The organism is Ralstonia sp. VS2407 (assembly GCF_052950655.1).
Map to the genome: position 1 here is coordinate 155,844 of NZ_JBRFVG010000003.1, position 25,608 is coordinate 181,451.

20 protein-coding genes and 1 tRNA gene are annotated in these 25,608 nt (G+C 62.0%); 17 read left to right on the forward strand and 4 right to left on the reverse strand.

Annotated elements, in window-relative coordinates:
- The first annotated feature begins 23 nt into the window (after positions 1–23).
- The 3 genes from ACU8YE_RS06415 to ACU8YE_RS06425 all read left to right on the forward strand — a co-directional run bounded on the left by ACU8YE_RS06415 (position 24) and on the right by ACU8YE_RS06425 (position 4,014).
- The gene (locus ACU8YE_RS06415; protein ID WP_322016759.1) at positions 24–3,143 is read left to right on the forward strand and encodes an efflux RND transporter permease subunit; all 3,120 of its coding nucleotides are present in this window, start codon (positions 24–26) and stop codon (positions 3,141–3,143) included.
- A gap of 150 nt (positions 3,144–3,293) precedes the next feature.
- Positions 3,294–3,380, forward strand: a tRNA-Leu gene (locus tag ACU8YE_RS06420).
- A 229-nt stretch (positions 3,381–3,609) separates the two neighbouring features.
- Complete coding sequence (locus ACU8YE_RS06425) at positions 3,610–4,014, forward strand: VOC family protein (protein ID WP_322016758.1); 405 nt, start codon at positions 3,610–3,612, stop codon at positions 4,012–4,014.
- Between the two features lie 139 nt (positions 4,015–4,153).
- On the opposite strand, the gene ACU8YE_RS06430 is transcribed toward ACU8YE_RS06425, so the two are convergent.
- The 3 genes from ACU8YE_RS06430 to ACU8YE_RS06440 all read right to left on the reverse strand — a co-directional run bounded on the left by ACU8YE_RS06430 (position 4,154) and on the right by ACU8YE_RS06440 (position 6,277).
- On the reverse strand, positions 4,154–4,342 hold the full coding sequence (locus ACU8YE_RS06430) for a CsbD family protein (RefSeq protein WP_232042898.1): 189 nt from the start codon (positions 4,340–4,342) through the stop codon (positions 4,154–4,156).
- Between the two features lie 153 nt (positions 4,343–4,495).
- A complete protein-coding gene (locus ACU8YE_RS06435; RefSeq protein WP_446928348.1) occupies positions 4,496–4,936 on the reverse strand; it encodes a VOC family protein in 441 nt (146 codons plus the stop codon).
- A gap of 21 nt (positions 4,937–4,957) precedes the next feature.
- Positions 4,958–6,277, reverse strand: a complete 1,320-nt coding sequence (locus ACU8YE_RS06440) for an MFS transporter (RefSeq protein WP_322016755.1) — start codon at positions 6,275–6,277, stop codon at positions 4,958–4,960.
- 160 nt (positions 6,278–6,437) lie between these two features.
- On the opposite strand from ACU8YE_RS06440, the gene cyoA reads away from it, so the two are divergent.
- The 5 genes from cyoA (at position 6,438) to ACU8YE_RS06465 (ending at position 11,131) form a co-directional block, all read left to right on the forward strand.
- On the forward strand, positions 6,438–7,490 hold the full coding sequence (gene cyoA / locus ACU8YE_RS06445; protein WP_316871218.1) for a ubiquinol oxidase subunit II: 1,053 nt from the start codon (positions 6,438–6,440) through the stop codon (positions 7,488–7,490).
- 115 nt (positions 7,491–7,605) lie between these two features.
- Positions 7,606–9,609, forward strand: a complete 2,004-nt coding sequence (gene cyoB / locus ACU8YE_RS06450; RefSeq protein ID WP_433867427.1) for a cytochrome o ubiquinol oxidase subunit I — start codon at positions 7,606–7,608, stop codon at positions 9,607–9,609.
- Entirely contained in the window at positions 9,602–10,267 is a 666-nt protein-coding gene (cyoC, locus tag ACU8YE_RS06455) for a cytochrome o ubiquinol oxidase subunit III (protein ID WP_446928349.1), read from the forward strand. The genes cyoB and cyoC overlap by 8 nt, the downstream gene beginning before the upstream one ends.
- On the forward strand, positions 10,264–10,689 hold the full coding sequence (cyoD, locus tag ACU8YE_RS06460) for a cytochrome o ubiquinol oxidase subunit IV (protein ID WP_232042893.1): 426 nt from the start codon (positions 10,264–10,266) through the stop codon (positions 10,687–10,689). The genes cyoC and cyoD overlap by 4 nt, the downstream gene beginning before the upstream one ends.
- Before the next feature lie 16 nt (positions 10,690–10,705).
- Complete coding sequence (locus ACU8YE_RS06465; RefSeq protein WP_446928350.1) at positions 10,706–11,131, forward strand: GNAT family N-acetyltransferase; 426 nt, start codon at positions 10,706–10,708, stop codon at positions 11,129–11,131.
- Between the two features lie 9 nt (positions 11,132–11,140).
- On the opposite strand, the gene ACU8YE_RS06470 is transcribed toward ACU8YE_RS06465, so the two are convergent.
- Positions 11,141–12,037, reverse strand: a complete 897-nt coding sequence (locus tag ACU8YE_RS06470) for a LysR family transcriptional regulator (RefSeq protein WP_446928351.1) — start codon at positions 12,035–12,037, stop codon at positions 11,141–11,143.
- A gap of 117 nt (positions 12,038–12,154) precedes the next feature.
- Between ACU8YE_RS06470 and ACU8YE_RS06475 the strand changes: the two genes are divergently transcribed.
- The 9 genes from ACU8YE_RS06475 (at position 12,155) to lon (ending at position 25,530) form a co-directional block, all read left to right on the forward strand.
- Complete coding sequence (locus tag ACU8YE_RS06475) at positions 12,155–13,918, forward strand: acyl-CoA dehydrogenase family protein (protein WP_446928352.1); 1,764 nt, start codon at positions 12,155–12,157, stop codon at positions 13,916–13,918.
- The gene (locus ACU8YE_RS06480; protein ID WP_446928353.1) at positions 13,915–15,102 is read left to right on the forward strand and encodes a CaiB/BaiF CoA transferase family protein; all 1,188 of its coding nucleotides are present in this window, start codon (positions 13,915–13,917) and stop codon (positions 15,100–15,102) included. Before ACU8YE_RS06475 ends, ACU8YE_RS06480 begins: the two co-directional genes overlap by 4 nt.
- Before the next feature lie 80 nt (positions 15,103–15,182).
- A complete protein-coding gene (locus ACU8YE_RS06485) occupies positions 15,183–16,589 on the forward strand; it encodes an MFS transporter (protein WP_322016749.1) in 1,407 nt (468 codons plus the stop codon).
- Between the two features lie 101 nt (positions 16,590–16,690).
- Positions 16,691–16,885: a hypothetical protein gene (locus ACU8YE_RS06490; protein ID WP_232042887.1), complete on the forward strand. Its 195-nt coding sequence runs from the start codon at positions 16,691–16,693 to the stop codon at positions 16,883–16,885.
- Between the two features lie 292 nt (positions 16,886–17,177).
- Positions 17,178–19,196 (forward strand): bifunctional tRNA (5-methylaminomethyl-2-thiouridine)(34)-methyltransferase MnmD/FAD-dependent 5-carboxymethylaminomethyl-2-thiouridine(34) oxidoreductase MnmC, encoded by a 2,019-nt coding sequence (gene mnmC / locus ACU8YE_RS06495; protein ID WP_446928354.1) that lies wholly within the window; start codon positions 17,178–17,180, stop codon positions 19,194–19,196.
- Positions 19,197–19,440: 244 nt separating this feature from the next.
- Positions 19,441–20,784, forward strand: coding sequence for a trigger factor (gene tig, locus ACU8YE_RS06500; RefSeq protein ID WP_092970246.1), 1,344 nt, complete (start codon positions 19,441–19,443; stop codon positions 20,782–20,784).
- A 41-nt stretch (positions 20,785–20,825) separates the two neighbouring features.
- Positions 20,826–21,473, forward strand: a complete 648-nt coding sequence (gene clpP / locus ACU8YE_RS06505; protein WP_024975598.1) for an ATP-dependent Clp endopeptidase proteolytic subunit ClpP — start codon at positions 20,826–20,828, stop codon at positions 21,471–21,473.
- A 197-nt stretch (positions 21,474–21,670) separates the two neighbouring features.
- Positions 21,671–22,945, forward strand: a complete 1,275-nt coding sequence (clpX, locus tag ACU8YE_RS06510) for an ATP-dependent Clp protease ATP-binding subunit ClpX (RefSeq protein ID WP_009238059.1) — start codon at positions 21,671–21,673, stop codon at positions 22,943–22,945.
- A 170-nt stretch (positions 22,946–23,115) separates the two neighbouring features.
- Positions 23,116–25,530 carry an endopeptidase La gene (gene lon, locus ACU8YE_RS06515; RefSeq protein ID WP_446928355.1) on the forward strand — a complete coding sequence of 805 codons (2,415 nt, stop codon included), beginning with the start codon at positions 23,116–23,118 and terminating at the stop codon, positions 25,528–25,530.
- Positions 25,531–25,608 lie beyond the last annotated feature (78 nt).

Here is a 25,608-nt window from a genome sequence, read left to right on the forward strand (position 1 = left end):
CCAACACGCCAAACTTCGCGCGTATGGAACATTCCCGCTTCAACCTGTCACGCTGGGCGCTTGAACATCAGCCGCTCACGCGCTTCTTGCTGGTGGCGCTGTTGCTCGGCGGCATCTTTGCGTATTCCAAGCTGGGGCAGGATGAGGATCCGCCCTTCACCTTCCGCGCGATGGTCGTGCAGGCCTTCTGGCCCGGCGCCACGGCCGAGCAGATGTCGCGCCAGGTGACCGACAAGATCGAGAAGGCGCTGCAGGAAGTGCCGTACGCCTGGAAGATCCGCAGCTACTCCAAGCCCGGCGAAACGCTCGTGACCTTCCAACTGGCCGACACGTCGCCCGCCAAGGAAACGCAGCAGCTCTGGTACACCGTGCGCAAGAAGGTGGGCGATATCGCGCCCACGCTGCCTCAGGGTGTGCGCGGACCATACTTCAACGACGATTTCGGCGACGTGTATGGCTCGATCTATGCGCTGTCAGCCGATGGCTTTACATACCGCCAGCTCAACGACTACGCCGATGCGATCCGCCAGCAATTGCTGCGCGTACCCAATGTCGCCAAGGTCGAGCTGCTGGGCGACCAGGACGAAAAGATCTACATCGAGTTCCAGCAGGCCAAGCTGGCGCAGATGGGCCTCGATATCAACAGCATCGCCACGCAGATCAGCCAGCAGAACAACATCGGCCCCAGCGGTGTGCTGGTCACCCCGACCGATAACGTGCAGATTCGCCTCTCAGGCCAGTTCTCGGACATCCGCGATCTGGAAAACCTGACGCTGCGCGGCCCAGGCGGCACGACGAACATCCGCCTGGGCGATATCGCCACGGTCAAGCACGGCTACGTGGATCCGCCGCACGCCAAGATGCGCTTCAACGGCAAGGAGGTGATCGGCCTGGGCATCTCGATGACCAAGGGCGGCGACATCATCCAGCTTGGCAAGGACTTGCGCGCGACGGTCGACAAGATCCGCGCGAAGCTGCCCGTGGGCGTTGAGATGGAGCAGGTGCAGAACCAGCCGAAATCGGTGCAGAGCTCCGTGGGCGAATTCGTGCATGTGCTGATCGAGGCGGTGGTGATCGTGCTGGGCGTGAGTTTTCTTTCGCTCGGGCTGCACACCAAGCCGAAGCTGCGCATCGACGTGTGGCCGGGCTTGGTGGTGGGCCTGACGATCCCGCTGGTGCTGGCGGTGACGTTCCTGTTCATGAACATCTTCGACATCGGGCTGCACAAGATTTCGCTCGGTGCGCTGATCATCGCGCTGGGTCTGCTGGTGGACGACGCGATCATCGCGGTCGAGATGATGGTGCGCAAGCTGGAAGAGGGCTTCTCCAAGATGGAAGCGGCCACCTTCGCGTACACCTCGACCGCCATGCCGATGCTGACCGGCACGCTGATCACCGCCACGGGTTTCCTGCCGGTGGGGCTTGCGCGCTCGACGGTGGGTGAATACACGTTCGGCATCTTTGCGGTGACGGCGCTGGCGCTGGTGCTGTCGTGGTTTGCCGCAGTGGTGTTTGTGCCGTATCTCGGCTTCCTGCTGCTGCGGACCAAATCGCATGTGGAAGGCGGCGGGCACCATGAGCTGTTCGACACGCCGTTCTACAACCGCTTTCGCGGCTGGGTGAATTGGTGCGTGGAGTACCGCAAGACGGTGATCGTCATCACGCTGGTGGCGTTTGGGCTGGGCGTGTTCGGCTTCAAGTATGTCGAGAAACAGTTCTTCCCCGATTCCAGTCGCCCTGAGCTGATGGTGGAGCTTTGGTTGCCGGAAGGCTCCAGCTTCAACCAGACCGAAACCGAAGCCAAACGCTTTGAAGCACTGATGCGCAAGGCGCAGAACGTCGATAGCGTGACGCTGTTCATCGGCTCCGGCGCGCCGCGCTTCTATCTGCCGCTGGACCAGATTCTTCCGCAAACCAACGTCGCGCAGGCCATCGTGATGCCCACCTCGCTGGAGGCGCGCGAGGGGGTTCGGCAACACGTCATCGGGCTGCTCAAGTCGCAATTCCCGCATCTGCGTGGCCGTGTGAAGCTGCTGCCGAACGGACCGCCCGTGCCGTATCCGGTGCAGTTCCGCGTGATGGGCCCGGACATTGGCGGGGTGCGCAAGATTGCCGATCAGGTCAAGGCCATCATGAGCGCCAACCCGAACACCGTGGGCGTGAACGACAACTGGAACGAGAACGTCAAGGTGCTGCGCCTGGACATCGACCAGGACAAGGCGCGCGCCCTGGGCGTGTCGACCGGTTCCATCTCGCAGGTCACGCAGACGGTGATGTCTGGCGCGCCTATTGCCCAGTACCGCGACGGCGACAAGCTGCTCGACATCGTGATGCGTCCGCAGGAAGACGAGCGCAACACGCTCGACGCCCTGCAGCGCGTGCAAGTCCCGACCAGCAGTGGCCGCACGGTGCCGCTGACCCAGGTGGCGCGCGTTGGTTTTGCGTGGGAACCTGGCGTGATCTGGCGCGAGAACCGCGACTACGGCATCACCGTGCAGTCCGACGTGGTGGACGGTGTGCAGGGCCCGACCGTGACGGCGCAGATCAACCCGCTGCTCGACAAGATTCGCGCTGACTTGCCGCCGGACTATCAGATCAAGATTGCTGGCGCGGAAGAGGAGAGTGCCAACGCAGGTGCATCGATTGCCGCGCAGATGCCGCTGTGCATCTTCATCATTTTCTTGTTGCTGATGCTCCAGCTGCATAGCTTCTCGCGTTCTGTGATGGTGTTCCTGACGGGGCCGCTGGGCCTGATTGGGGCTGCGGCGACGCTGCTGCTATTGCGCGCGCCTATGGGCTTCGTTGCGCAGCTTGGCATCACGGCGCTGATCGGCATGATCATCCGCAACTCGGTCATTCTGGTCGACCAGATCGAGCAGGACGTGGCGGCCGGCGTGCCGACCTGGACGGCTATCGTCGAAGCGGCCGTGCGGCGTTTCCGCCCCATCATCCTGACCGCGGCCGCGGCGGTCCTGGCAATGATTCCGCTGTCGCGCAGCGTGTTCTGGGGTCCGATGGCCGCCGCCATCATGGGCGGGTTGATCATCGCCACGGTGTTGACGCTGCTGTTCCTGCCGGCACTGTATGCGGCGTGGTTCCGCGTCAAGCGGCCCGATGCGGAGGCGGCGGCGCCGGCTGTCTGACGTTTGCGTTCCTGGGGCAGGTGCGAGGGAGGGGACTCGAACCCCTCCACCAAGACACGCAGCGCGGGGGATGGAAACCCCCGAGCGACTGCGATATAATCGCGGGCTTCCTTTCCGGCGCTCCTACTCAGGGGCGCCGCGATCCATCCGGCGAGGGTGGCGAAATTGGTAGACGCACCAGGTTTAGGTCCTGACGCCAGCAATGGTGTAGGGGTTCGAGTCCCCTCCCTCGCACCAAAATTCCCATTGAAGATCAATGGCTTAGATTTTCAAATTGTTGAAAATCCAGCCGTTCTCCCGCATCCGGCTTTCCGGTCGGCTTGCCTGCGCTCAGTCGTCGAGGACGGCGGAGGCTTGCAGACGCCGTGGTTCTCTAGCGATCCGCACCCGTCTGGGAGCACACTTTGCTGAAGGCTCTCAGGTCGCCTGGACCCGGCGCCCGCTTGGCATTGTTCGGAGATATTCCATGCTCAAAGACAGCGACGTATCAACTCGGATTCCGGCGCAGGACCTCGCACGCGCACGGCAGTTCTATTCGTCAAAGCTGGGGCTGGAGCCGATTGAAGAGCGGCCCGGTGGCTTACGTTACAAGTGCGGGAATGGCTATTTCACGTTATTTCAGTCGGCCGGAACGGCGTCTGGTGCCCATACGCAAATGGGTTGGGAAGTCCATGACATCGAGGCGACCGTTAGTGAGCTGAAACGGCGAGGCGTTGCCTTTGAGGAATACGACTTTCCCGGCCTCAAGACCGTCAACGGCATTGCACGCATTGAAGGAAATTACCCATCCAAGGCGGGGGCGGCAGAAAAGGGAGCCTGGTTTCGAGACAGCGAAGGCAATCTCCTGGCCATCGGGCAGACTGTTTTTTGAGCGCGACAGGGGCGGTTGCATCGTGCATCGGCGACATATTTGCTCCGCTGCGCGTGTAAAAAAAGGCGACCGGTTGGTCGCCCTTTTTGCGGGGTCATGAGCATCAGCGCCAGGAGGCTGTGCCCATAACGCAAGGCCCTTAGCGGGACTTCTTCGCGATGTCCTTCGCTGCTTCCTTGACGTCGCCAGCGTCCTTGCGCGCTTGGCCGCCGGCTTGCTGGAGGTCACCCTTCAGCTCACGTGCGGGGTTGTTCGTCGCCTTGCCCATGGCCTCGTTGACCTTGCCCTTCATTTTCTCGACAGTACCTTTCACTTGGTCCTTGTTCATGGTCTGCTCCTTTGAAAAGGCGCTCGTGCGCACTGCGGATTGACTAGCAGTTCGCGTGCCTAAGGAGTTGCTGAGGTGTGTAGCGACCGCGCGTTCGCCAACGACTTAGCTTGCTCGGCTGAGGTGCTAAGTGGAGCCGTTGGCCCGTGAATGCTACTTGCGCAGTTCTTCGGCGAGCCCGAGCAGAATTCCTTCTGGCCCCCTGATGTAGCACAACCGATACACGTCGCCGTATTGCACGACGTCACCGACAAGGGCGGCGCCGCGTTTACTGAGCCGGGCGACCGTATCGTCGATGTCCTCAACGGTGAACATGACCCTCAGGTAACCGAGCGCGTTGACCGGCGCGACGCGGTGATCGGCGACTACGGGCGGGGCCAGAAAGCGGGAAAGCTCCAGCCGGCCATGACCGTCCGGCGTGCGCATCATGACAATTTCAACGCGCATGCCGGGCAACCCCGTGACGCCATCGGCCCAATCTCCCTCGATTGGGGCGCGCCCTTCGAGTTCGAGGCCGAGTTCGGTGAAAAACGCAACGGCAGCATCGATGTCGGCGACAACGATGCCGACGTTGTCCATACGTTTGACGGTCATGCGGGTTCCTGGGTGGTGAGTCTACGAGTCTGGCGTTCCGAGCGCCTTATTGATCCGCAGCGCTACCAGCGTCCCCACCACGCCTGAGAGCAGGTACAGGCTCACCGCACCGAGCCCGAACAGCGACGACAAACCTAACGCCACGAGCGGCGCGAAGGCCGCACCGAACAGCCATCCAAAATCGGTGGTCAGCGCAGCGCCGGTGTAGCGGAATCGGCTTTCGAAGTTGGACGTGACCACGCCGGCCGCTTGCCCATAAGACAACCCCAGCAGACCGAAGCCGATCAGGATGAAAGCGTCCTGGCCCGCAACACCGCCATCGAGCAGCCAGGGCGCGGCCAGGCTGAAGATGCCGATCAGCACGGCCATGGCCGCCAAGGTGGTGCGTCGGCCGAAACGGTCTGCGATCAGGCCGGAGACCAGCGTACCCACAAACGCAATCGCAGCGCCGATGATCTGGACGGTCAGCACGGCAGGCACAGTCTGTGTCTTGCGCAGCGACACCCATGACAGGGGAAACACGGTGACCAGATGGAATAGCGCGTAGCTTGCCAGCGCGGCGAAGGCGCCCAGGAAGATGTTGAAACCTTGCGCATTCACCATCTGCAGGGTGCTGATGGGCTCCAGCTCTTCTTCCTCAAGCAGTTGCGTGTATTCGTGCGTGACCACCAGCCGCAGCCGCGCAAACAGCGCCACCACGTTGATGGCAAACGCGACATAGAACGGATAACGCCAGCCCCAATCGATAAATTCCTGAAACGTCAGGCTGGTGTAGAGGAACAGGAACAGCGCGCCAGCAATGATGAAGCCGGTGGGTGCGCCCAGTTGTCCGACCATGGCGTACCAGCCGCGCTTGTTTTCCGGCGCATTCAATGCCAGCAGCGATGGCAGACCGTCCCACGAACCGCCAAACGCGATGCCCTGCATGAAGCGGAACAGCGCCAGCAAATAGATTGCCGAGTGGCCGATCGACGCATACGACGGCAAGAACGCAATGCCCACCGTGGCCGTGCCAAGCAGGAATAACGACGCTGTCAGCTTGGTGCTGCGCCCCCATCGGCGCTGGATGCGCATGAACAGCGCCGTGCCGAAAGGGCGGCCGATAAAGGCGAACGAGAAGACCGTGAAGCTGAACAAGAGCCCAGCAAGTTCACTCGCAAACGGAAAATAGACCGTCGGGAACACCAGCACCGAGGCGATGCCGTAGACGAAAAAGTCGAAGTACTCCGACGCTCGCCCGATCACGACGCCTATGGCGATCTCTGCCGGAGCAACTTCATGGTGTCCTGGTGCCGGAGGTGCAGTGGGCGACGCGCGATGCTGGTGGGTCAGACTTGCCATCGTGGAGTCTCCATCGAGATTTCGGGGGAGGGGGTGTCGTACGGCGATCAAAAAAAGTCCGTCATCACAAGACCAGAATAGCGCCTAAACTGCAACGACAAGTCGAAAGATCGTTGGGCCATCCCAGCGCGACGTTAACCAAACGCCACTTCCGAGACCCATGCCACGCTTCAATGCAGTAGTGACACCCCTTGGAATTACGGGAAGGTCGCTTTGGCGAGGTGCAGCAATTGCCTTGTTGGTGACCCTTGCTGGTTGTAGCAACGCCGTGCTGTTGTCGCCGGCTGGCGACATGGCGGTGCGACAGCGGGACTTGATCATCATTGCAACGTGCCTGATGTTGCTGATCATCGTGCCCGTGATCTTTCTTACGCTGCTGTTTGCGTGGCGATATCGGGAGAGCGCCGAAAACGCGCCCTACAACCCCGATTGGGATCATTCCACCGTGCTGGAGCTGGCCATCTGGGCTGCCCCGCTGCTCATCATCATCACGCTGGGCGCCATCACCTGGGTCAGCACCCATCAGTTGGATCCGTATCGGCCGCTGACGCGGCTTGATCAGAATCGTCCGGTGCCTGCCGAGACGAAGCCACTCACCGTGGAAGTGGTGGCGATGGACTGGAAGTGGCTGTTCGTCTATCCCGAGCAAGGCATTGCGACTGTCAACGAGTTGGCCGCTCCTGTTGACCGCCCGATTTCGTTCCGTATCACGGCGACCACGGTCATGAACGCGTTCTTCGTGCCGTCGCTGGCAGGCATGGTCTATGCGATGCCGGGCATGGAAACCAAGCTTCATGCGGTGATCAACCGGCCCGGCGTTTATGACGGGTTCTCGTCCAACTACAGCGGCGCGGGCTTCTCGCACATGCGGTTCAAATTCCATGGTCTGTCGAACGAAGAGTTTGACCGGTGGGTCCAGCAGGTCAAGTCGTCGGGCACGGCGCTGTCCAAGGACACCTATCTGAAGCTGGCCACGCCCAGCGAGAGCGAACCGGTGCAGCGTTACGCCAGCGTGGCGCCAGACCTGTATGACCGCATCCTGAACCGCTGTGTGGATGGCCAGGCATGCCTGGCGGACACCATGGCGAGCAACCGCAACGTCAGGCGCTTCGACCCTACGGCGGAAATCTGTACCGCCAGCAATACGGCCGATGCCATGCCGATGTTTGCGCCAGATGCCGCCATCAACGACGGTCGAAGGCTGTTGCGGTAGCCGGGGGCCTTGAGTCGTTCCGGCCCTTTCCGCTTTTCAGCTCTTTCAGTCCCTTTGACGTTTTTCGCCAACATTGATCGGCCAGAATTGGTCAATACAGGCACAGGTGACATCCATGCCCGAGCGTTCCGAACTCGCCAACATGATCTTTGGCCGCCTGACGTGGGAGGCCATTCCGTATCACGAGCCCATCCTGCTCGCTACCTTCGCGGTCGTCGCGCTTGGCGGCCTTGTGGTGGTCGGGGCGCTGACGTACTTCCGGCTCTGGGGCTACCTCTGGCGTGAGTGGTTCACGAGCATCGACCACAAGAAGATCGGCATCATGTATGTCGTGCTCGGCATCGTGATGCTGCTGCGCGGCTTTGCCGATGCCGTCATGATGCGCATCCAGCAGGCGGTGGCCTTTGGCGACAACCTTGGCTACTTGCCGCCGCATCACTACGACCAGATCTTCACCGCACACGGCGTGATCATGATCTTCTTCGTCGCCATGCCGCTGGTGACGGGGCTGATGAACTTCGTCATGCCGCTGCAGATTGGCGCGCGCGACGTGGCGTTCCCGTTCCTCAACAACTTCAGCTTCTGGATGACCACGGGCGGCGCCGTCCTGGTGATGATGTCGTTGTTCGTGGGCGAATTCGCGCGCACCGGCTGGCTGGCCTATCCGCCGCTATCGGGCATCCTTGCAAGCCCGGATGTGGGCGTCGATTACTACATATGGGCGTTGCAGATAGCGGGGGTCGGTACCGTGCTATCGGGCATCAATCTGCTGGTGACCATCGTCAAGATGCGCGCGCCGGGCATGACGCTGATGCGCATGCCGATCTTCACGTGGACGGCACTGTGCACCAACGCGCTCATCGTTGCAGCGTTTCCGGTGCTGACGGCCGCCGTGACCCTGCTCGCCTTGGACCGCTACGTCGGCACCCATTTCTTTACGGTCGAGCAGGGCGGCAGCGCAATGATGTATGTGAACCTGATCTGGATCTGGGGCCATCCCGAGGTCTACATCCTGGTGCTGCCCGCGTTCGGCATCTTCTCGGAAGTGGTTGCCACGTTCTGCCGCAAGCGCCTGTTCGGCTACGCGTCAATGGTCTACGCAACGGTCGTGATCACCGTGCTGTCTTACCTCGTGTGGCTCCATCACTTCTTCACCATGGGGTCTGGCGCCAGCGTCAACTCGTTCTTCGGGATCACGACGATGATCATCTCGATCCCGACGGGCGCCAAGATCTTCAACTGGCTGTTCACGATGTACCACGGCAAGATCCGCTTCGAGCCGCCGATGCTATGGACGATCGGGTTCATGGTCACGTTCGTGGTGGGCGGCATGACCGGCGTGCTGCTGGCGGTGCCGCCGGCAGACTTCTCGCTGCACAACAGCCTGTTCCTGATCGCACACTTCCACAACGTGATCATTGGGGGCGTGCTGTTCGGCCTCATGGCAGGCATCACCTACTGGTTCCCCAAAGCGTTTGGGTACCGCCTCGTATCGTCGTGGGGCAAGGCTTCGTTCTGGTTCTGGTTTGTCGGCTTCTACTTTGCGTTCATGCCGCTGTACTGGCTGGGCATGCTTGGGGTGACACGCCGCATGAACCATTTCGATGATCCCTCCTTGCAAATCTGGTTTCAGATCGCCGCGTTCGGTGCGCTGCTGATCGCCATCGGCATCGCCTGCTTCCTGATCCAGCTCGTGGTCAGCTTCCGGCGCCGCGAGGAACTGCGCGATACGACAGGCGACCCGTGGAACGGCCGCACGCTGGAATGGTCAACGTCGTCGCCGCCGCCGCAGTACAACTTTGCGTTCACGCCGCTCGTCCATGACGCCGATGCCTGGTGGCAGATGAAGCAGTACGGCTACCGACGTCCGCAGGAGGGTTTCAAGCCGATTCACATGCCCAAGGGCACCGCTGCCGGCATCGTGCTCGCGGGGCTCTCGACGGTGTGTGGCTTTGCGCTGATCTGGCATATCTGGTGGCTTGCCATCGCGTCGTTCGCGGCCACGATCGTCTCGGCAATCATTCACACCTTCAACTACAAGCGCGATTACTACATTCCGGCCGAAGATGTGGTCCGGACCGAAGCATCGCGCACCCAACTGATGGCAGGCCATGGCTGAAACGACCACATCCCTGCATGTGACCGGCCCCACGGGTACCACAACGGTGGATGACGTACCGCCGGGCGGGTATCAGTTCCACGTCACCGAAGAACCTCACGTACCAAACGGCACGCTGCTCGGGTTCTGGCTGTACCTGATGAGCGATTGCCTGATCTTCGCGTGCCTGTTTGCCGCTTACGGCGTGCTCGGCCGCGAGTATGCCGGCGGGCCCACCGGGGCGGAACTCTTCGAGCTGCCGCTGGTGGCGCTCAACACATCGTTCCTGTTGCTGTCGTCCATTACCTATGGCTTTGCGATGCTGCAGATGCAGCAGAACAAGGTCCCGGCCATGCAGATCTGGCTGGCCATCACGTGGGTCTTAGGCGCTGCGTTTCTTGCGGTGGAGCTTTACGAATTCGCGCACCTGATACACGAGGGCGCGGGGCCCACGCGCAGCGCGTTCCTGACCTCGTTCTTCTCGCTGGTCGGCACGCACGGGCTGCACGTAACGTTTGGCCTGATCTGGTTGATCGTGCTGATGCTGCAAGTGTCGAGGCACGGGCTGATCACAGCCAACAAGCGCCGGCTGATGTGCCTATCGATGTTCTGGCACTTTCTGGACGTTGTCTGGATCGGCGTCTTTACCTTCGTCTACCTGATGGGAACGCTGCCATGAGCGCGCAAGATCAAACGATGAACGGACACGGTGGTGCCCACGATGCGCATCATCACGAAGAAGAGATCGGACCGCACGCCACGCTGGGCGGCTACCTGACAGGGTTCGTGCTGTCCGTCTTCCTGACGGCGATTCCGTTCTGGCTGGTGATGGCGAACGTCTTCGACAGATCATCGACCACGGCGGTGGCGATCCTGCTCATCGGCGCGGTACAGATCGTGGTGCACATGATTTATTTCCTGCACATGAACGCCAAGTCCGAAGGCGGCTGGAACATGCTGTCGCTGATGTTCACGCTCGTGCTGGTGGTCATTACGCTCAGCGGTTCGCTGTGGGTGATGTACCACCTGAATACAAACATGATGCCGCACATGCGGCCGGCGCAGACGACACCCGCCGTCCTGCCGGCCCGGACGCAATAGAGGCAATAAGGTTTGCATGCAGGCTCCGGAAATCATCGTCACCGACGCGGCGGATGAAGAATCGATCCAGATCATCGGCAGCGGGCTGAACCACTTCAACGATCAGCACGTCGGCTACGGTGATCGCCAACCGTTGGCGGTCCTGGTCCGCGATCCTCAGAGCGGCGAGGTGGTCGGTGGCGCGAGCGGGCGGACGTCGTTGGGGATGTTGTTTCTGGATCTGTTCCATCTGCCCGAGACGTTGCGCGGCATTGGCATCGGCACCGAGGTGTTGCGCAGGTTCGAAGAAGAAGGGCGCCGACGGGGCTGTCGCTCGGCAGTGCTTTATACGATCAGCTTTCAGGCGCCGGAGTTTTACGAACGCAACGGCTGGGTGCGGTTTGGAGAGGTCCCTTGCGATCCGCCCGGTACGAACCGGATCTTCCTCAGCAAAATGCTGTGAGTTGAGCCTTCAAGGTTTCACGTTCTCGTGCGCAGCGGCTTCTAGGTACTCGAGAAAGCGGCTTGCTACCGGCTCTGCATCGCCGGTGCGTCGTAATGACAGCACGGGCGATTCTTTTTTGCCACCGGCCAGCGGCACGAAGCTCACGCGCGCATCGCCGGCGTGTTGCAGCGTCTTGGGCACCAGCGCCACGCCCATGCCGAACCCCACCATCGTCACCACGGTTTGCCAAAGCCGTGCCTCGTGGCGGATCACCGGGCTGAACCCCGCATCCACGCACAGCGCGATGATCAGGTCGTGATAGTGCGGTGACACCGTGCGTGGGAAGAGGATGAACGGCTCTTGTGCGAGCGCATCCAGCCCCAGGCTCTTGCGGCGCGCCAGCGCGTGGCCGGCGGGCAGGCAGGCGACGAAGGGCTCCGAGAAGATCGGCGTGGAAACGACGTCGGCGGGAAACGTGCCCCAATATGCGCAGCCCAGGTCGATCTGCTGACGCTGGATGGCCTGGACCTGCTCGCCTGTGTTCATTTCGCGCAGGATGATTTCCACGGCGGGGTGATCGGCCTCGAAGCGCTCCACCGCGCGCGGCAGGCCGCGATACAGCATCGAATTGACGAAGGCGACGCGCAGCCGGCCCGCCAGCCCGTGCGCAGAGCGCTGCGTGATGCGCTCGACCTCTGCCGCTTGCTGCAACAGCTTGCGGGCCTCGTCCAACAACACCTGACCGGCGTTCGTGAGCGCCACGCTTTTGCTGGTGCGCGCGAGCAGTTGCACGCCCAGCTGGTCTTCGAATTTGCGGATGTCGAAACTCAGCGCCGGCTGGGAGATGAACAGCCGTTGCGCCGCACGCCCGAAGTGCAGTTCTTCCGCCACGGCAACGAAATAGCGCAGTTGCTTCAAGTCCATTACGGGCGTGATCGTCGATAAGGGATTCTTATCGTACAGGACAAAACCTGTATTGGACGATTATCGATAGCGTTTCTATGCTGGCCGGACAAAACAGGAGACAGCGAGGCCAACCGCATGAACGACATCGCCCGCGAGCCGCTTACGACCCAGTCCGGCGGCCACCAGAACATCCCCGACAGCCGGGGGATCAATTTCTTCCACGTCGATCCTGACCTCGGGCGCCTTTTGCGGCTGTACCTGGGCGACGCCCGATACCGCGAGCTGGAGCCCCAGCTCAAGTCGCTCGGCCAGCGCGCCTCGGACGAACTCGACGCCTGGGCCCTCAGCGCCGATCACAACCCGCCCCAGCTACGCCACCGCACCCGTCGCGGCGAGCCCGTGCAGAGCATCGACAAGCACCCCGATTACGTTGCGCTGGAGCGCGTGGCCTATGCCGAGCTAGGTCTCGCATCCATGAGCCATGTCGGCAACGCACCGCCGCCGCTGGTCAAATACGCGCTCACCTATCTGTTCGTGCAGGCGGAGTTCGGCTTGTGCTGCCCGGTCAGCATGACGGATTCGCTCACGCGCACGCTGCGCAAGTTTGGCGATCCTGCAGTCGTGGCGCGCTACCTGCCGATGCTGGCTTCGCGCGACTTTGATGTGCTGTACCAGGGCGCGATGTTCATGACCGAGCAGGCGGCCGGGTCGGACGTCGCCCGAATCGCCACGCGCGCCGCCTTGGAAACCGCCCCCAACGGCACGCAAACCTGGCGGCTGTACGGTGACAAATGGTTCTGCTCCAACGCCGATGCCGATCTCGCCATGGTGCTCGCCCGACCGGACGGTGCGCCATCCGGCATCAACGGTCTGGCGCTGTTCCTGTTGCCCAAGGCGCTGCCCGACGGCTCGCGCAACCACTACCGCATCGTCCGCCTGAAAGACAAACTGGGCACCCGTTCGATGGCCAGCGGCGAGATCGTGCTCGAGGGCGCCGCCGCATACCTGATCGGCGAGATCGGCCGAGGCTTCCACCAGATGGCCGACATGATCAACATGTCGCGGCTGTCGAACGGTGTGCGCGCTGCCGGCCTGATGCGCCGCGCCACGACCGAAGCGTTGCACATTGCGCGCAACCGTGAAGCCTTCGGCCGCAAGCTGATCGACATGCCGCTGATGCAGCGCCAGCTTCTGAAGATGTTGCTGCCGACGGAGCAGGCGCGCTCGATGTTCATGCAGATCGCGCAACGGCTGCCGCTGGCAGATGCAGGTGATGCGCAGGCCGCCAAATGCGTGCGCATCCTGACACCGCTCATCAAGTTCCGCGCTTGCCGCGACGCGCGCCGCGTAACCGGAGACGCGATGGAAGTACGCGGTGGTACCGGCTACATCGAAGAGTGGAGCGATGCGCGCCTCGTGCGTGACGCACATCTGGGCTCCATCTGGGAGGGTACGAGCAACATCGTCGCGCTTGACATTGCACGCGCTGTGAAGCGCGAAGGCGCGTTGGAGCCGTTGCGCGCCTATCTCATCGGCATGCTCGATGGCGTCACGCTGCCGCCGCAGAGCGATGCGTTGCTGCGCGCCACGCTCGACCGCGTATGCGGTGCAATTGCCAAGGTGGCTGAAGACGGCAGCGACGAACTGGTGCGTCAGGCCGGCTCTGCGCTGTATCACATCACCACAGCCATCTTCATGGCGGTGGAAGGCGTGCGTCTGGCGCCGGACCATCGCCGGCTGGCGCTTGCGCATCTGGTGCTGCGTCACAAGCTGCTGCCGGTCGATCCGCTGGCCTTGCCCGAGAACGATGATGCGCTGCTGTGTGATGCGCTCGTCAAGCAGCGCGAGGTGTCATTTGCCCTGGCGATGCAGGCGTTGCCGACCGGAGACGTGCAATGAGCACAATCCACGGCGCATTGCACGGCCTGAAGGTCATCGACCTGAGCCGCGTGCTCGGCGGTCCATATTGCACGCAGGCACTCGCCGATCACGGCGCGCAGGTCATCAAGCTGGAGCCGCCCGTTGGCGATGAAACCCGCACCTGGGGCCCGCCGTTCGACGAGAGCGATACCGCCTGGTACTTCAACGGCGTCAACCGCAACAAGCTCGGTATCTCGGTCGATCTGTCGAACGAAGAGGGCCGCGCCGTGCTCTGGCAATTGCTGGAAGACGCCGATGTGCTGGTCGAGAATTTCAAGCCTGGCACGCTCGCCCGCTGGGGCATGGATTTCGAGCGCGACCTGCAACCGCGCTTTCCGCGCTTGATCCACTGCGCCGTTTCCGGCTTTGGCCCTGACGGCCCGCTCGGTGGGTTGCCCGGCTACGACGCCGCCATCCAGGCCATGGCTGGCCTGATGAGCGTCAATGGCGAGCGCGATGGCGGCCCGATGCGTGTCGGCCTGCCGATCGTCGATATGGTGACGGGGCTCAACGCGCTCGCCGGCATCCTGCTGGCGCTGGCCGAGCGCGAGAAGAGCGGGCGCGGGCAATCGATCGATATTGCTCTGTACGACTGCGGTGTGTCGCTGCTGCATCCGCATCTGCCCAACTACTTTGGCTCGGGCAAGGTGCCGCAGCGCAGCGGCAATGCGCACCCGAACATTGCCCCGTACGACAGCTACCAGACCGGCACCGCGCCGATTTTTCTGGCGGTGGGCAACGATCGCCAGTTCGCCAAGCTGTGCGCGCATATCGGCGCGCCGGAATTGGCGCACGACGCGCGCTTCGCGGACAACCGCAGCCGCTGCGCGCATCGCCCGGAGCTGAAGCACGCGCTGGAAGCACAACTGGCACGCTTCGACTGCGAGACGCTTGCACAAGACCTGATCCATGGCGGCGTACCCTGCGGGCCCGTGTTGAGCGTCGATGTGGTGGCGCGCCATCCGCATACGCTGCACCGGCAGATGGTGGTCGCACTGGGCGAGTACCGCGGGACCGGTTCGCCGATCAAGCTGTCGCGCACGCCGGCTACGTATCGCAACGCGCCGCCTGCGCTCGGCGCCGATACCGATGCCGTGCTGGCTTCGCTGGGCATTGACGCAGACACCCGGCAGCGCTTGTTTCAGGCTGGCGTTTTGAAATGAAGTAACCCAGGTTCACCACAACAAGGCAGACAGCCCAGCAGAGGCTTCGCCAAACCGGCAGTACCACCAAGGAGACCAACATGCCTCATCAGCCTGCGCCCCAGACCGACGCGGCCGCAAATCTGCAGCCGCGCCGTGCCGCGGTGGCCGCATTCATCGGCACCACCATCGAGTGGTACGACTTCTACATCTACGGCCTTGCTGCCGCGCTTGTCTTCGGCAAGGTGTTCTTCTCCAAGACGCTGGACCCGGGCATCGCGACGCTGTTGTCGTTCGTCACGTTGTGGGCGGGCTTTGCGGCGCGGCCCATCGGCGGGATCATCTTTGGCCATCTGGGCGACAAGATTGGCCGTAAGACCACACTCATCATCACGCTCATCCTGATGGGCGTGGCGACGATGGGCATTGGCCTGCTTCCGGGCTATGCGCAGATCGGCATGTGGGCGCCGGTGGGCTTGGTGGTGCTGCGCGTGATCCAGGGCGTGGCCGTGGGCGGCGAGTGGGGCGGTGCAGTGCTGATCGCCAGCGAAAGCGCACCCAAGCGCAAGAGCATCCTGTACTCGGCATTTGCGCAGCAGGGTTCGCCCACGGGCAATCTGCTTGCAACGCTGGTGTTCTTTGCGCTGAGCGCATTGCCGACACCGCAGTTCATGCTGTGGGGCTGGCGCGTGCCCTTCTTGCTGTCGGCGCTGCTGGTGATTGTCGGCATGGTCATCCGCCTGAAGCTGGAAGAGTCGGATGACATGAAGCGCGTGCTGGCACAGAAGAAGACCGTCAAACTGCCACTCAAAGATGTGGTGCGTGACCATTGGGGCCTCGTGCTGCTGGGTGCTGGCACGCTGCCGCTCATTCACGTGACGTACCTGAAGAGCAATTTCGCGCTCGCGTGGGCCACGAAGGAGCTCGGCTACGCGCAGGACACCTTCCTCGGCATCATCGCGATTGCGTTGGTGGTGCAGTTCATCACGCAGCCAATCGGTGCATGGCTGGTTTCGCGCATGGACATGCGTCGTGCGATCTGCCTGATGGTGCTGCCGGAATTCCTGCTCATGCCGGTGATGTTCTTTGCCATCGAGACCAAGGTGTATTGGATTGCGTTGCTCGGCATGTGCCTGGCAACGATTCCGCATTCGATGTTCTACGGTGCCATCGGCGGCATTCTGGCGCGCGTGTTCCCGACGCGCATCCGCTATACGGGACTGTCGCTGGCGTACCAGCTGTGTTCGCTTGTGGTGGGGGGTGGCACGCCCGTGTTTGCGCAGTGGATGCTCAACAGCAGCGGCAATATCGTGGGCGTGGCGGTGTCCTCGGCGCTGTATGCGCTGGTGTCGCTGGCGTGCACGCTGGTACTGCTCAACCGCACGGGCTATCGCGCAGACGAGCTGTCCACCGCCGAACGCGCAGATGCAATGGACCTCGGGCAAGGCGATGCCGAGATCGCTCGACCCCTCGACGGCCCCGGGCGCAAGCCGCTGCCTGCCGTTTGAGTAATGGCTGGCACCGTGTCCTACACGAAACGTGCGGTGGCAGACCAGCCGGGCGTTCCCTACGATGGCAAGGCAAGCCATACGAAACGGGGAAGCGTGCCATGTCCATTTTTGACGAGAACGAGCATCGCGAGGCCTTCTGGGAAACCGTGCGCCAGGCCATTGAAGCGCGCCACCAAGCCGATGAGGCCCGTCGCGCTGGGAGGTTGACTGGGCTGGCAATCGGCCTGTCTGTGGCCGCGCTGGCGGTTGCGTTCATGGCTTGGCAGCGCCGGTCCCCGGACGATCGGGTCTAGCGCCATCTTGCTGCTCCTCGCCAATTCCTAGCGCACCCTTCTGGATTGGCATTTATCGGACCCGGCAGAGGTATTGTGCGACGCCCTCATGTATGGACTGGCAGCGCTGAAGAGACCGGCTTGGGGGCACACCGTACGCTTATCCGGCCGCGATAACCAAGCATCCAATGATCGTGCAGCCGGTGAGTCTGGCCGACCCGGCCTCCGGGGAAAGACGGTAGGCAGACTGCTTCAGATCAAGGCGCAAGGGAAGGGCGGCGTTACAATTCGCCGCTTCTTTCTAAGGTGTTTCATGCCACGCGGCCTCGTTCTCGCCACGCCTCAGCTCACGTCGGACGGCACGCCGTTCTCCGCAGAGTACGACGACGTCTATCACAGCTCCGAAGGCGGTTGGGCGCAGGCGCAGCACGTCTTCCTGGGCGGCAACCGCTTGCCGGCTGCATGGCAGGGCAAGCGCACCTTCACTATCGTCGAAACCGGCTTCGGCCAGGGCCTGAATTTCCTGGCCACGTGGGCTGTATGGCGCGACGATCCGCAGCGTTGCGCGCGGCTCGATTTCGTCTCGATCGAGAAGCATCCGTTCGATCGCGCAGGCCTGTCGATCGTGCATCCGAAAAGCGGTGCGCTGGCCCCGCTGGCCGAGACGCTCCGTCAATCATGGCCAGTGCCGGTGCCCGGTGTGCATCGCCTTGCGTTCGACGGCGGCCGCGTCACCCTCACGCTCCTGTTCGGTGATGCGATGGAGACGCTGCCACAGCTGTCGTGCGCCGCCGACGCGTTCTATCTCGACGGCTTCTCCCCAGCCAAGAATCCTGACCTGTGGCAGCCGCGCGTGTTCAAGCAGCTCGCGCGGGTCGCTCGTGCCGGCGCGACATTAGCCACGTACACCGCCGCAGGATTCGTGCGACGCGGCCTGCAGGAGGCTGGCTTCGAGGCGCACAAGGCGCCCGGTTTCGGCTCCAAGCGCGACATGACGGTCGCGCAGTTCCCAACCCATTGGCGCACCAGGCGCGGACCGGCTGAAGCGCCCGCCTGGAGCCAGCATCACGCCATCGTGCTCGGCGCGGGGCTTGCAGGCTGCTCTGTTGCGGAGCGGCTCGCATCGCGCGGCTGGCGCATCACCCTCATCGACGCAAACGACGGCCCCGCGCTCGGCACGTCGGCGCATCGCGCAGCGGCCATGCATCCGCATGTGTCCATCGACGACAGCGTGCTTTCGCGCCTTTCGCGCACCGGCAACCTGCTCGCACGCCGCCATTGGGACGCACTCGATCGCGCCGGCTTCGCCACAGGTTTCCAACCTACCGGCGTGCTCCAACTCGCCGAACATGCCGACGACGCTGTCGAGCAGCAACGCATCGTGCAAGCGCTCGGCTATCCGACGGATTACATCGATTGGCTCGACGTGAACGAAGCCGCCCGACGTGTCGGCGCCAGGGTGCCGCAGGGCGGCTGGTGGTTTGCGCAAGCCGGCTGGGTTGCGCCGCCTGATGTTTGTCGCGCCAATCTGGCCGCTGCTGGCGCCGCAGTTGATGCGCGCTGGAATACGCACGTCGAATCGCTGCGCCAAGACGGCGATCAATGGCATGCGCTGGATTCGCAAGGCGATGTGATTGCGAGTGCGCCGGTCGTCGTTCTCGCCAACAGTCTGGGTGCCGCACGCCTGGCTCCGCTGACATCTGCGTCGCTCAAGCCGGTGCGCGGTCAACTCACAGATGTGCCCACCAGCAGCTTGGAGCCGGGTGCTGCCTGGCCGAAGGCCGTCGTTTGCGGCGATGGCTACCTGCTGCCCGCCGAAGCGGGGGCAAGGACGGTACGTACAGGCTCGTCGTTCCAGCCGGGCGAATCCGATCTGGCCGAGCGCGTCGCTGATCACGCGGCTAACCTCGATCGGCTTGGTCGATTGCAGCCAAAGCAATCGGGCGCGCTGGCGAAGCTGAATCCTGCAGAACTGCATGGATATGTTGGTGTGCGGTGCGTCTCCGCCAACCGGTTGCCGTTGATCGGTCCGCTGGTGGATGAGGCGGCGGCCAGGGCGCCCGGCTTTCGCTTGCGCGGGCCGCATGCGCAACTGCCTCGCCTCGGCGGGCTGTATGCCGCCCTTGCGTACGGCTCGCGCGGGCTCACATGGTCTGTGCTGGGCGCTGAGTTGCTGGCGGCCCAGATCGACGGCGGTCCGCTGCCGCTGGAATCGGATCTGGCCGCAGCGCTTGATCCCGGCCGTTTTATCTTGCGAGCATTGCAGCATGGACGCTCGCAAGAGCAGAGCGCTGCACCCACCCAAAACGAAGCTGCGCAACTGCTGGACTAATGCGCTGTTTGGAGGGTTTTCCAAGCATTCCGAGCCAAAAAATCAGGGCCGCCGAACGTTCCATGCCATAATATGCGTTTTGCGCTTGCCAGCCTGAACGCGCCCGTTGTGCCGTGCATTGTGCTTTGAAGCGGCCCTCGCGCCGCATTCCTGCAAGCCCGGCAAGACCAAGAACTTTGAACCACGGCTGCTGCTGGCGCTGCGCCGTTCGACGCAACCATCTTCTGAATCTGGAATTACGACCATGTCGACTATCGAAAACCTCGGCAAGCTTGATCGCAAAGTGACCCTGGCTGTCCCGAAGGCCGAAGTGGAGCAAGAGAAGCAAAGCCGTCTGGCGCGTCTGTCCAAGACCGTCAAGATGTCCGGCTTCCGCCCGGGCAAGGTCCCGATGAAGATGGTCGAGAAGCAATACGGCCAACAGGTCGAATTCGAAGTCCGCTACGACAAGGCTGCCCGTCAGTTCTTCGACATCACCAACGAGCAGGGCGTGAAGGTTGCCGGCCAACCGCGCTTTGAGCTGAAGACCGAAGGCGTGGCCGATGACCAAGTCGCGTTCGACGCCACCTTCGAGGTGTATCCGGAAGTCAAGCTCGGCGATCTGGCCGGCGCAGAACTGACCCGCACCAAGACCGAAATCACCGATGCCGAGATCGACAAGACGCTCGACATCCTGCGCAAGCAACGCGTGCACTACCACCCGCGCGGCGAAGCCGGCGAGCACGGCGACGGTGGTGCAGCGGTTGCACAGGATGGCGACCGCGTAACGGTCGATTTCGTGGGTACGATCGACGGCGTGGAATTTGCCGGCGGCAAGGCTGAAGGTTTCAGCTTCGTGCTGGGCGAAGGCCGCATGCTGCCCGAGTTCGAACAAGCCACGCTGGGCCTGAAGCAAGGCGAGTCGAAGAAATTCCCCCTGGCATTCCCCGAGGACTACCACGGCAAGGACGTCGCCGGTAAGACGGCTGAGTTCACCGTTACGCTCAAGCAAGTCGAGTGGGCACACCTGCCGGAAGTCAACGAAGCCTTCGCGCAATCGCTGGGCATCGCCGACGGCAACCTCGACAAGATGCGCGCCGACATCCGCGAAAACCTCGAGCGTGAAGTCAAGCGCCGCACGCACGCGCTGCTCAAGGACCAAGTCATGGAAGCGCTGCTGAAGGTGGCAGAGCTGGACGTACCGAAGTCGCTGGTCGAGCAAGACCAGGAGCGCCTGGTTGAAATGGCCCGCCGTGACCTCGAATCGCGTGGCATGCCGAACGCCAAGAACATGCCGATCCCGGCCGAGATGTTCACGCAGCAAGCCGAGCGTCGCGTGAAGCTGGGCCTGGTGCTGGCAGAAGTCGTGAAGGCCAATGGCCTGGAAGCCAAGCCGGAGCAGATCAAGGCCGAGATCGAAGAGTTCGCCAAGAGCTACGAAGATCCGAAGGAAGTCATCCGCTGGTACTACGGCGACCAACAGCGCCTGGCCGAGATGGAAGCCTACGTGCTCGAAAACAACGTGGTAAATTTTGTGTGCGACAAGGCCAAGGTTACTGACAAGGCCGTGTCGTTCGAAGAGCTGACCGCCACGCCGGCGCAAGGCTGATTCGATCGATAGAGTTTCCGAAATAAGCACCGGAGAACCGCATGATCCGCAATGAACTGATCGACCAACTTGCCCGTACCCAGGCTTCCGCGCTCGAAACGCAGGGGCTTGGTCTGGTGCCGATGGTGGTCGAACAGTCTGGCCGCGGCGAGCGCGCCTACGACATCTACTCGCGCCTGCTCAAGGAGCGAGTGATCTTCATGGTGGGCGAGGTCAACGACCAGACTGCCAACCTCGTGGTGGCACAGTTGCTGTTCCTGGAAAGCGAGAATCCGGACAAGGACATCTCGCTGTACATCAACTCGCCGGGCGGTTCGGTATCGTCCGGTCTGGCGATGTACGACACGATGCAGTTCATCAAGCCGGATGTGTCCACGCTTTGCATGGGTATGGCGGCCAGCATGGGCGCATTCCTGCTGGCGGCCGGCGCGAAGGGCAAGCGCTTGGCCTTGCCGAACTCGCGCATCATGATTCACCAGCCGCTGGGCGGTGCACGTGGCCAGGCCTCGGACATTGAGATCCAGGCGCGCGAGATTCTGTACTTGCGTGAGCGCCTGAACACTGTGCTTTCGGAAGCGACCGGTCAACCAGTCGACAAGATCGCGCGCGACACGGATCGTGACAACTTCATGAGCAGCGAACAGGCCAAGGAATATGGCCTGATTGACCAGGTCATCGCAAAGCGCTGAAGTGTCACAGTCATGCGTCGATGTGCGCGGTAGGCGGTATTGCCGGTGCGTTCCACGGCACACCGGTTAACCGCGTCAAACATGTCAAGCGGTGTCAAAAACGAGGCCTCGCGCCTCGTTTTTGCTTTGAACAACACCTGCGGATCGTCGCCAGATAATTTGGCGTATGATGCTGCCAAGAACTACTGGTAATCGTTATGGCGGACAAGAAAGGCTCGACTGGCGAAAAGCTGCTGTATTGCTCGTTCTGCGGCAAGAGCCAGCATGAGGTCAAGAAACTGATTGCCGGCCCCTCGGTCTTCATCTGCGATGAATGTATCGACCTGTGCAACGAGATCATCCGGGACGAAGCCGCCATCTCCGAAAAGGAAGGTGGTCTGGCGGTCAAGTCCGATCTGCCCACGCCGCATGAAATTCGCCAAAGCCTGGACCAATATGTGATCGGTCAGGAGCAGGCCAAGAAGATCTTGGCGGTGGCGGTTTACAATCATTACAAGCGTTTGAAGCACCTCGGCAAGAAGGACGATGTCGAGCTGTCCAAGAGCAACATCCTGCTCATCGGGCCGACCGGCTCGGGCAAGACCCTGCTTGCTCAAACGCTGGCGCGTCTTTTGAACGTGCCGTTCGTCATCGCCGACGCCACCACACTGACCGAAGCTGGTTATGTGGGCGAGGATGTCGAAAACATCATCCAGAAGCTGCTGCAGAACTGCAATTACGAGGTGGACAAGGCCCAGCGTGGGATCGTCTACATCGACGAAATCGACAAGATTTCGCGCAAGTCTGACAACCCTTCCATCACCCGGGACGTTTCCGGGGAAGGCGTCCAGCAAGCGCTGCTCAAGCTGGTGGAAGGGACGATGGCGTCGGTGCCCCCGCAAGGTGGTCGCAAGCATCCGAACCAGGACTTCCTGCAGGTGGATACGACCAACATCCTGTTCATTTGCGGTGGGGCGTTCGATGGCCTTGAAAAGATCATCATGCAGCGCTCCGACAAGACCGGTATCGGTTTTGGGGCGGAGGTGCAGAGCAAGGAAGAGCGCGACGTCAGCGAAGTGCTGCCGCAAGTGGAGCCAGAAGATCTCATCAAGTTCGGTCTGATTCCCGAGTTGATTGGCCGTCTGCCCGTGGTGGCGACGCTGGCCAAGCTCGACGAGGCTGCCTTGATGGAAATCCTGGTCGAGCCCAAGAATGCAATCGTCAAGCAGTACCAGAAGCTGCTGGCAATGGAAGGGGTGGAACTGGAAATTCGTCCGAGTGCGCTGACGGCAATTGCTCGCAAGGCAATCAAGCGCAAGACGGGGGCGCGCGGTCTGCGTTCCATTGTCGAGCACGCTCTGATGGATGTGATGTATGACCTCCCCAACCATAAGGGTGTGCAAAAAGTGGTGATCGATGAAAGTACGATCTCTGACGAAGGCAAGCCCTTGCTGATTTACGAAGAGCAACCCAAGGTTGCAGGTTCCAACTGACGCGAATGCCCGGCCGGGATGCGCCGTATGCATCCCATGCAGGAAGCCGTTCGCTCGCGAGCGGCTTTTTTTGCTTCGGGAAACCGGGTCGGCATGCGACTTGCAGCAGCGGTCTTGTAAAACCGTCGCTGTGCCCAATTTAGCCCTTACATGACTTTCTGGGGAAAATAATGTCCGGAACCCAACTTTTACCCGCTGAGCAGATTCGCCTGCCGCTGTTGCCGCTGCGTGACGTGGTGGTGTTTCCGCACATGGTGATTCCGCTGTTCGTGGGGCGCCCCAAATCCATCAAGGCGCTGGAAGCCGCGATGGAGGCGGGCAAGAGCATCATGCTCGTGGCGCAAAAGACCGCCGCCAAGGACGAGCCGACCGACAAGGATCTCTACGAGGTCGGCTGTATCGCCAACATTTTGCAGATGCTGAAGCTGCCGGACGGCACCGTGAAGGTGCTGGTCGAGGGCACGCAGCGCGCCAACATCCTTTCCGTTACCGACGACGAATCGCACTTCTTCTGCGAAGCCGTGCCCGTCGGCCCGGAACCCACTGAATCGGCTGAGACCGAGGCGCTGCGTCGCGCCATCGTGTCGCAGTTCGATCAGTACGTGAAGCTGAACAAGAAGATCCCGCCCGAGATCCTGACGTCGCTGTCGGGCATCGATGAGCCGGGTCGTCTGGCTGACACCATCGCCGCGCATCTGCCGATCAAGCTCGAGCAGAAGCAGAAGATTCTCGAGATGTTCAACGTGACCGAACGTCTGGAGAGCCTGCTTTCGCAGCTTGAAGGTGAGATCGATATCCTGCAGGTGGAAAAGCGCATCCGCGGCCGCGTCAAGCGCCAGATGGAGAAGAGCCAACGCGAGTACTACCTGAACGAGCAGGTCAAGGCCATCCAGAAGGAACTGGGCGAAGGCGAAGAGGGCGCCGATCTCGAAGAGCTGGACAAGAAGATCAAGGCCGCCCGCATGCCGAAGGAGGCCAAGAAGAAGGCCGAGTCCGAGTTCAAGAAGCTCAAGCTGATGTCGCCGATGTCGGCCGAGGCAACGGTCGTGCGCAACTACATCGACACGTTGGTCGGTCTGCCGTGGCGCAAGAAGAGCAAGGTCAACAACGACCTGTCGAACGCCGAGCAAGTGCTGGATCAAGACCACTACGGTCTGGAGAAGGTCAAGGAGCGCATCCTTGAATACCTCGCAGTGCAACAGCGTGTGGACAAGCTGAAGGCGCCGATCCTGTGCCTCGTGGGGCCGCCGGGTGTTGGCAAGACCTCGCTTGGGCAGTCGGTGGCGCGTGCAACGAACCGCAAGTTCGTGCGCATGGCGCTGGGTGGCGTGCGTGACGAGGCCGAGATTCGCGGTCACCGCCGTACGTACATCGGGTCGATGCCGGGCAAGATTCTGCAGAGCTTGACGAAGGTCGGCGTGCGCAACCCGCTGTTCCTGCTCGACGAAATCGACAAGATGGGTGCGGACTTCCGCGGCGACCCGTCGTCCGCGCTGCTCGAGGTGCTGGACCCGGAACAGAACCATACGTTCCAGGACCACTACATCGAGGTGGACTTCGACCTGTCGGACGTGATGTTCGTGGCGACGTCGAACTCGCTGAACATTCCGGCGCCGTTGCTGGACCGGATGGAAGTGATTCGTCTGTCGGGCTACACGGAAGACGAAAAGGTCAACATCGCCCGCCGCTACCTGCTGCCCAAGCAGATCAAGAACAATGGTCTGAAGGAAGGCGAGATTGAGGTGACCGAAGCCGCGTTGCGCGACATCATCCGCTACTACACGCGGGAAGCTGGTGTGCGTTCGCTGGAGCGCGAGGTCTCGAAGATCTGCCGCAAGGTCGTCAAGCAGCTGCTGCTGAAGAAGGAAGGCGGTACGTCGGTGAAGGTCGATTCGGAGAACCTCGACAAATTCCTTGGCGTGCGTCGTTTCGACTTTGGTCTGGCCGGTAAGGAAGACCAAGTCGGCCAGGTGACCGGTTTGGCATGGACCGAAGTGGGCGGCGATCTGCTGACCATCGAAGCCGCGCTGATGCCGGGCAAGGGCAACATCACCCGCACGGGTTCGTTGGGCGACGTGATGAAGGAGTCGGTTGAGGCTGCGCGCTCGGTGGTACGTTCGCGTTCGGCTCGGCTGGGTATCAAGGATGAGATGTTCGAGAAGCGCGACATCCACATCCACGTGCCCGAAGGTGCGACGCCCAAGGACGGCCCGTCGGCGGGTATCGCGATGACGACGGCGCTGGTATCGGTGCTGACCGGTATTCCGGTGCGCGCCGACGTGGCGATGACCGGCGAAATCACCCTGCGCGGCGAGGTGCTGCCGATCGGCGGCTTGAAAGAAAAGCTGCTGGCTGCACACCGCGGCGGCATCAAGCTGGCGCTGATTCCGGAAGAGAACGTTAAGGACTTGGCGGACATTCCGGACAACGTGAAGAACAGCATCGAGATTCAGCCGGTGCGCTGGATCGACAAGGTGTTGGAACTCGCGCTGGTGCGCAAGCCGGAGCCGCTGCCGGAAGAAGAAGCCAAGCCGGCACCCGCCAAGGGCGACGACGGCAAGTCGCAGGAAATGGTGCATCACTGACACCGTAGCCTGCCAAGGTTGAGGAAGGGCCCGACATGTTCGGGCCCTTTTTCTTTGCGCAGGCTGCGACGTGTGGCG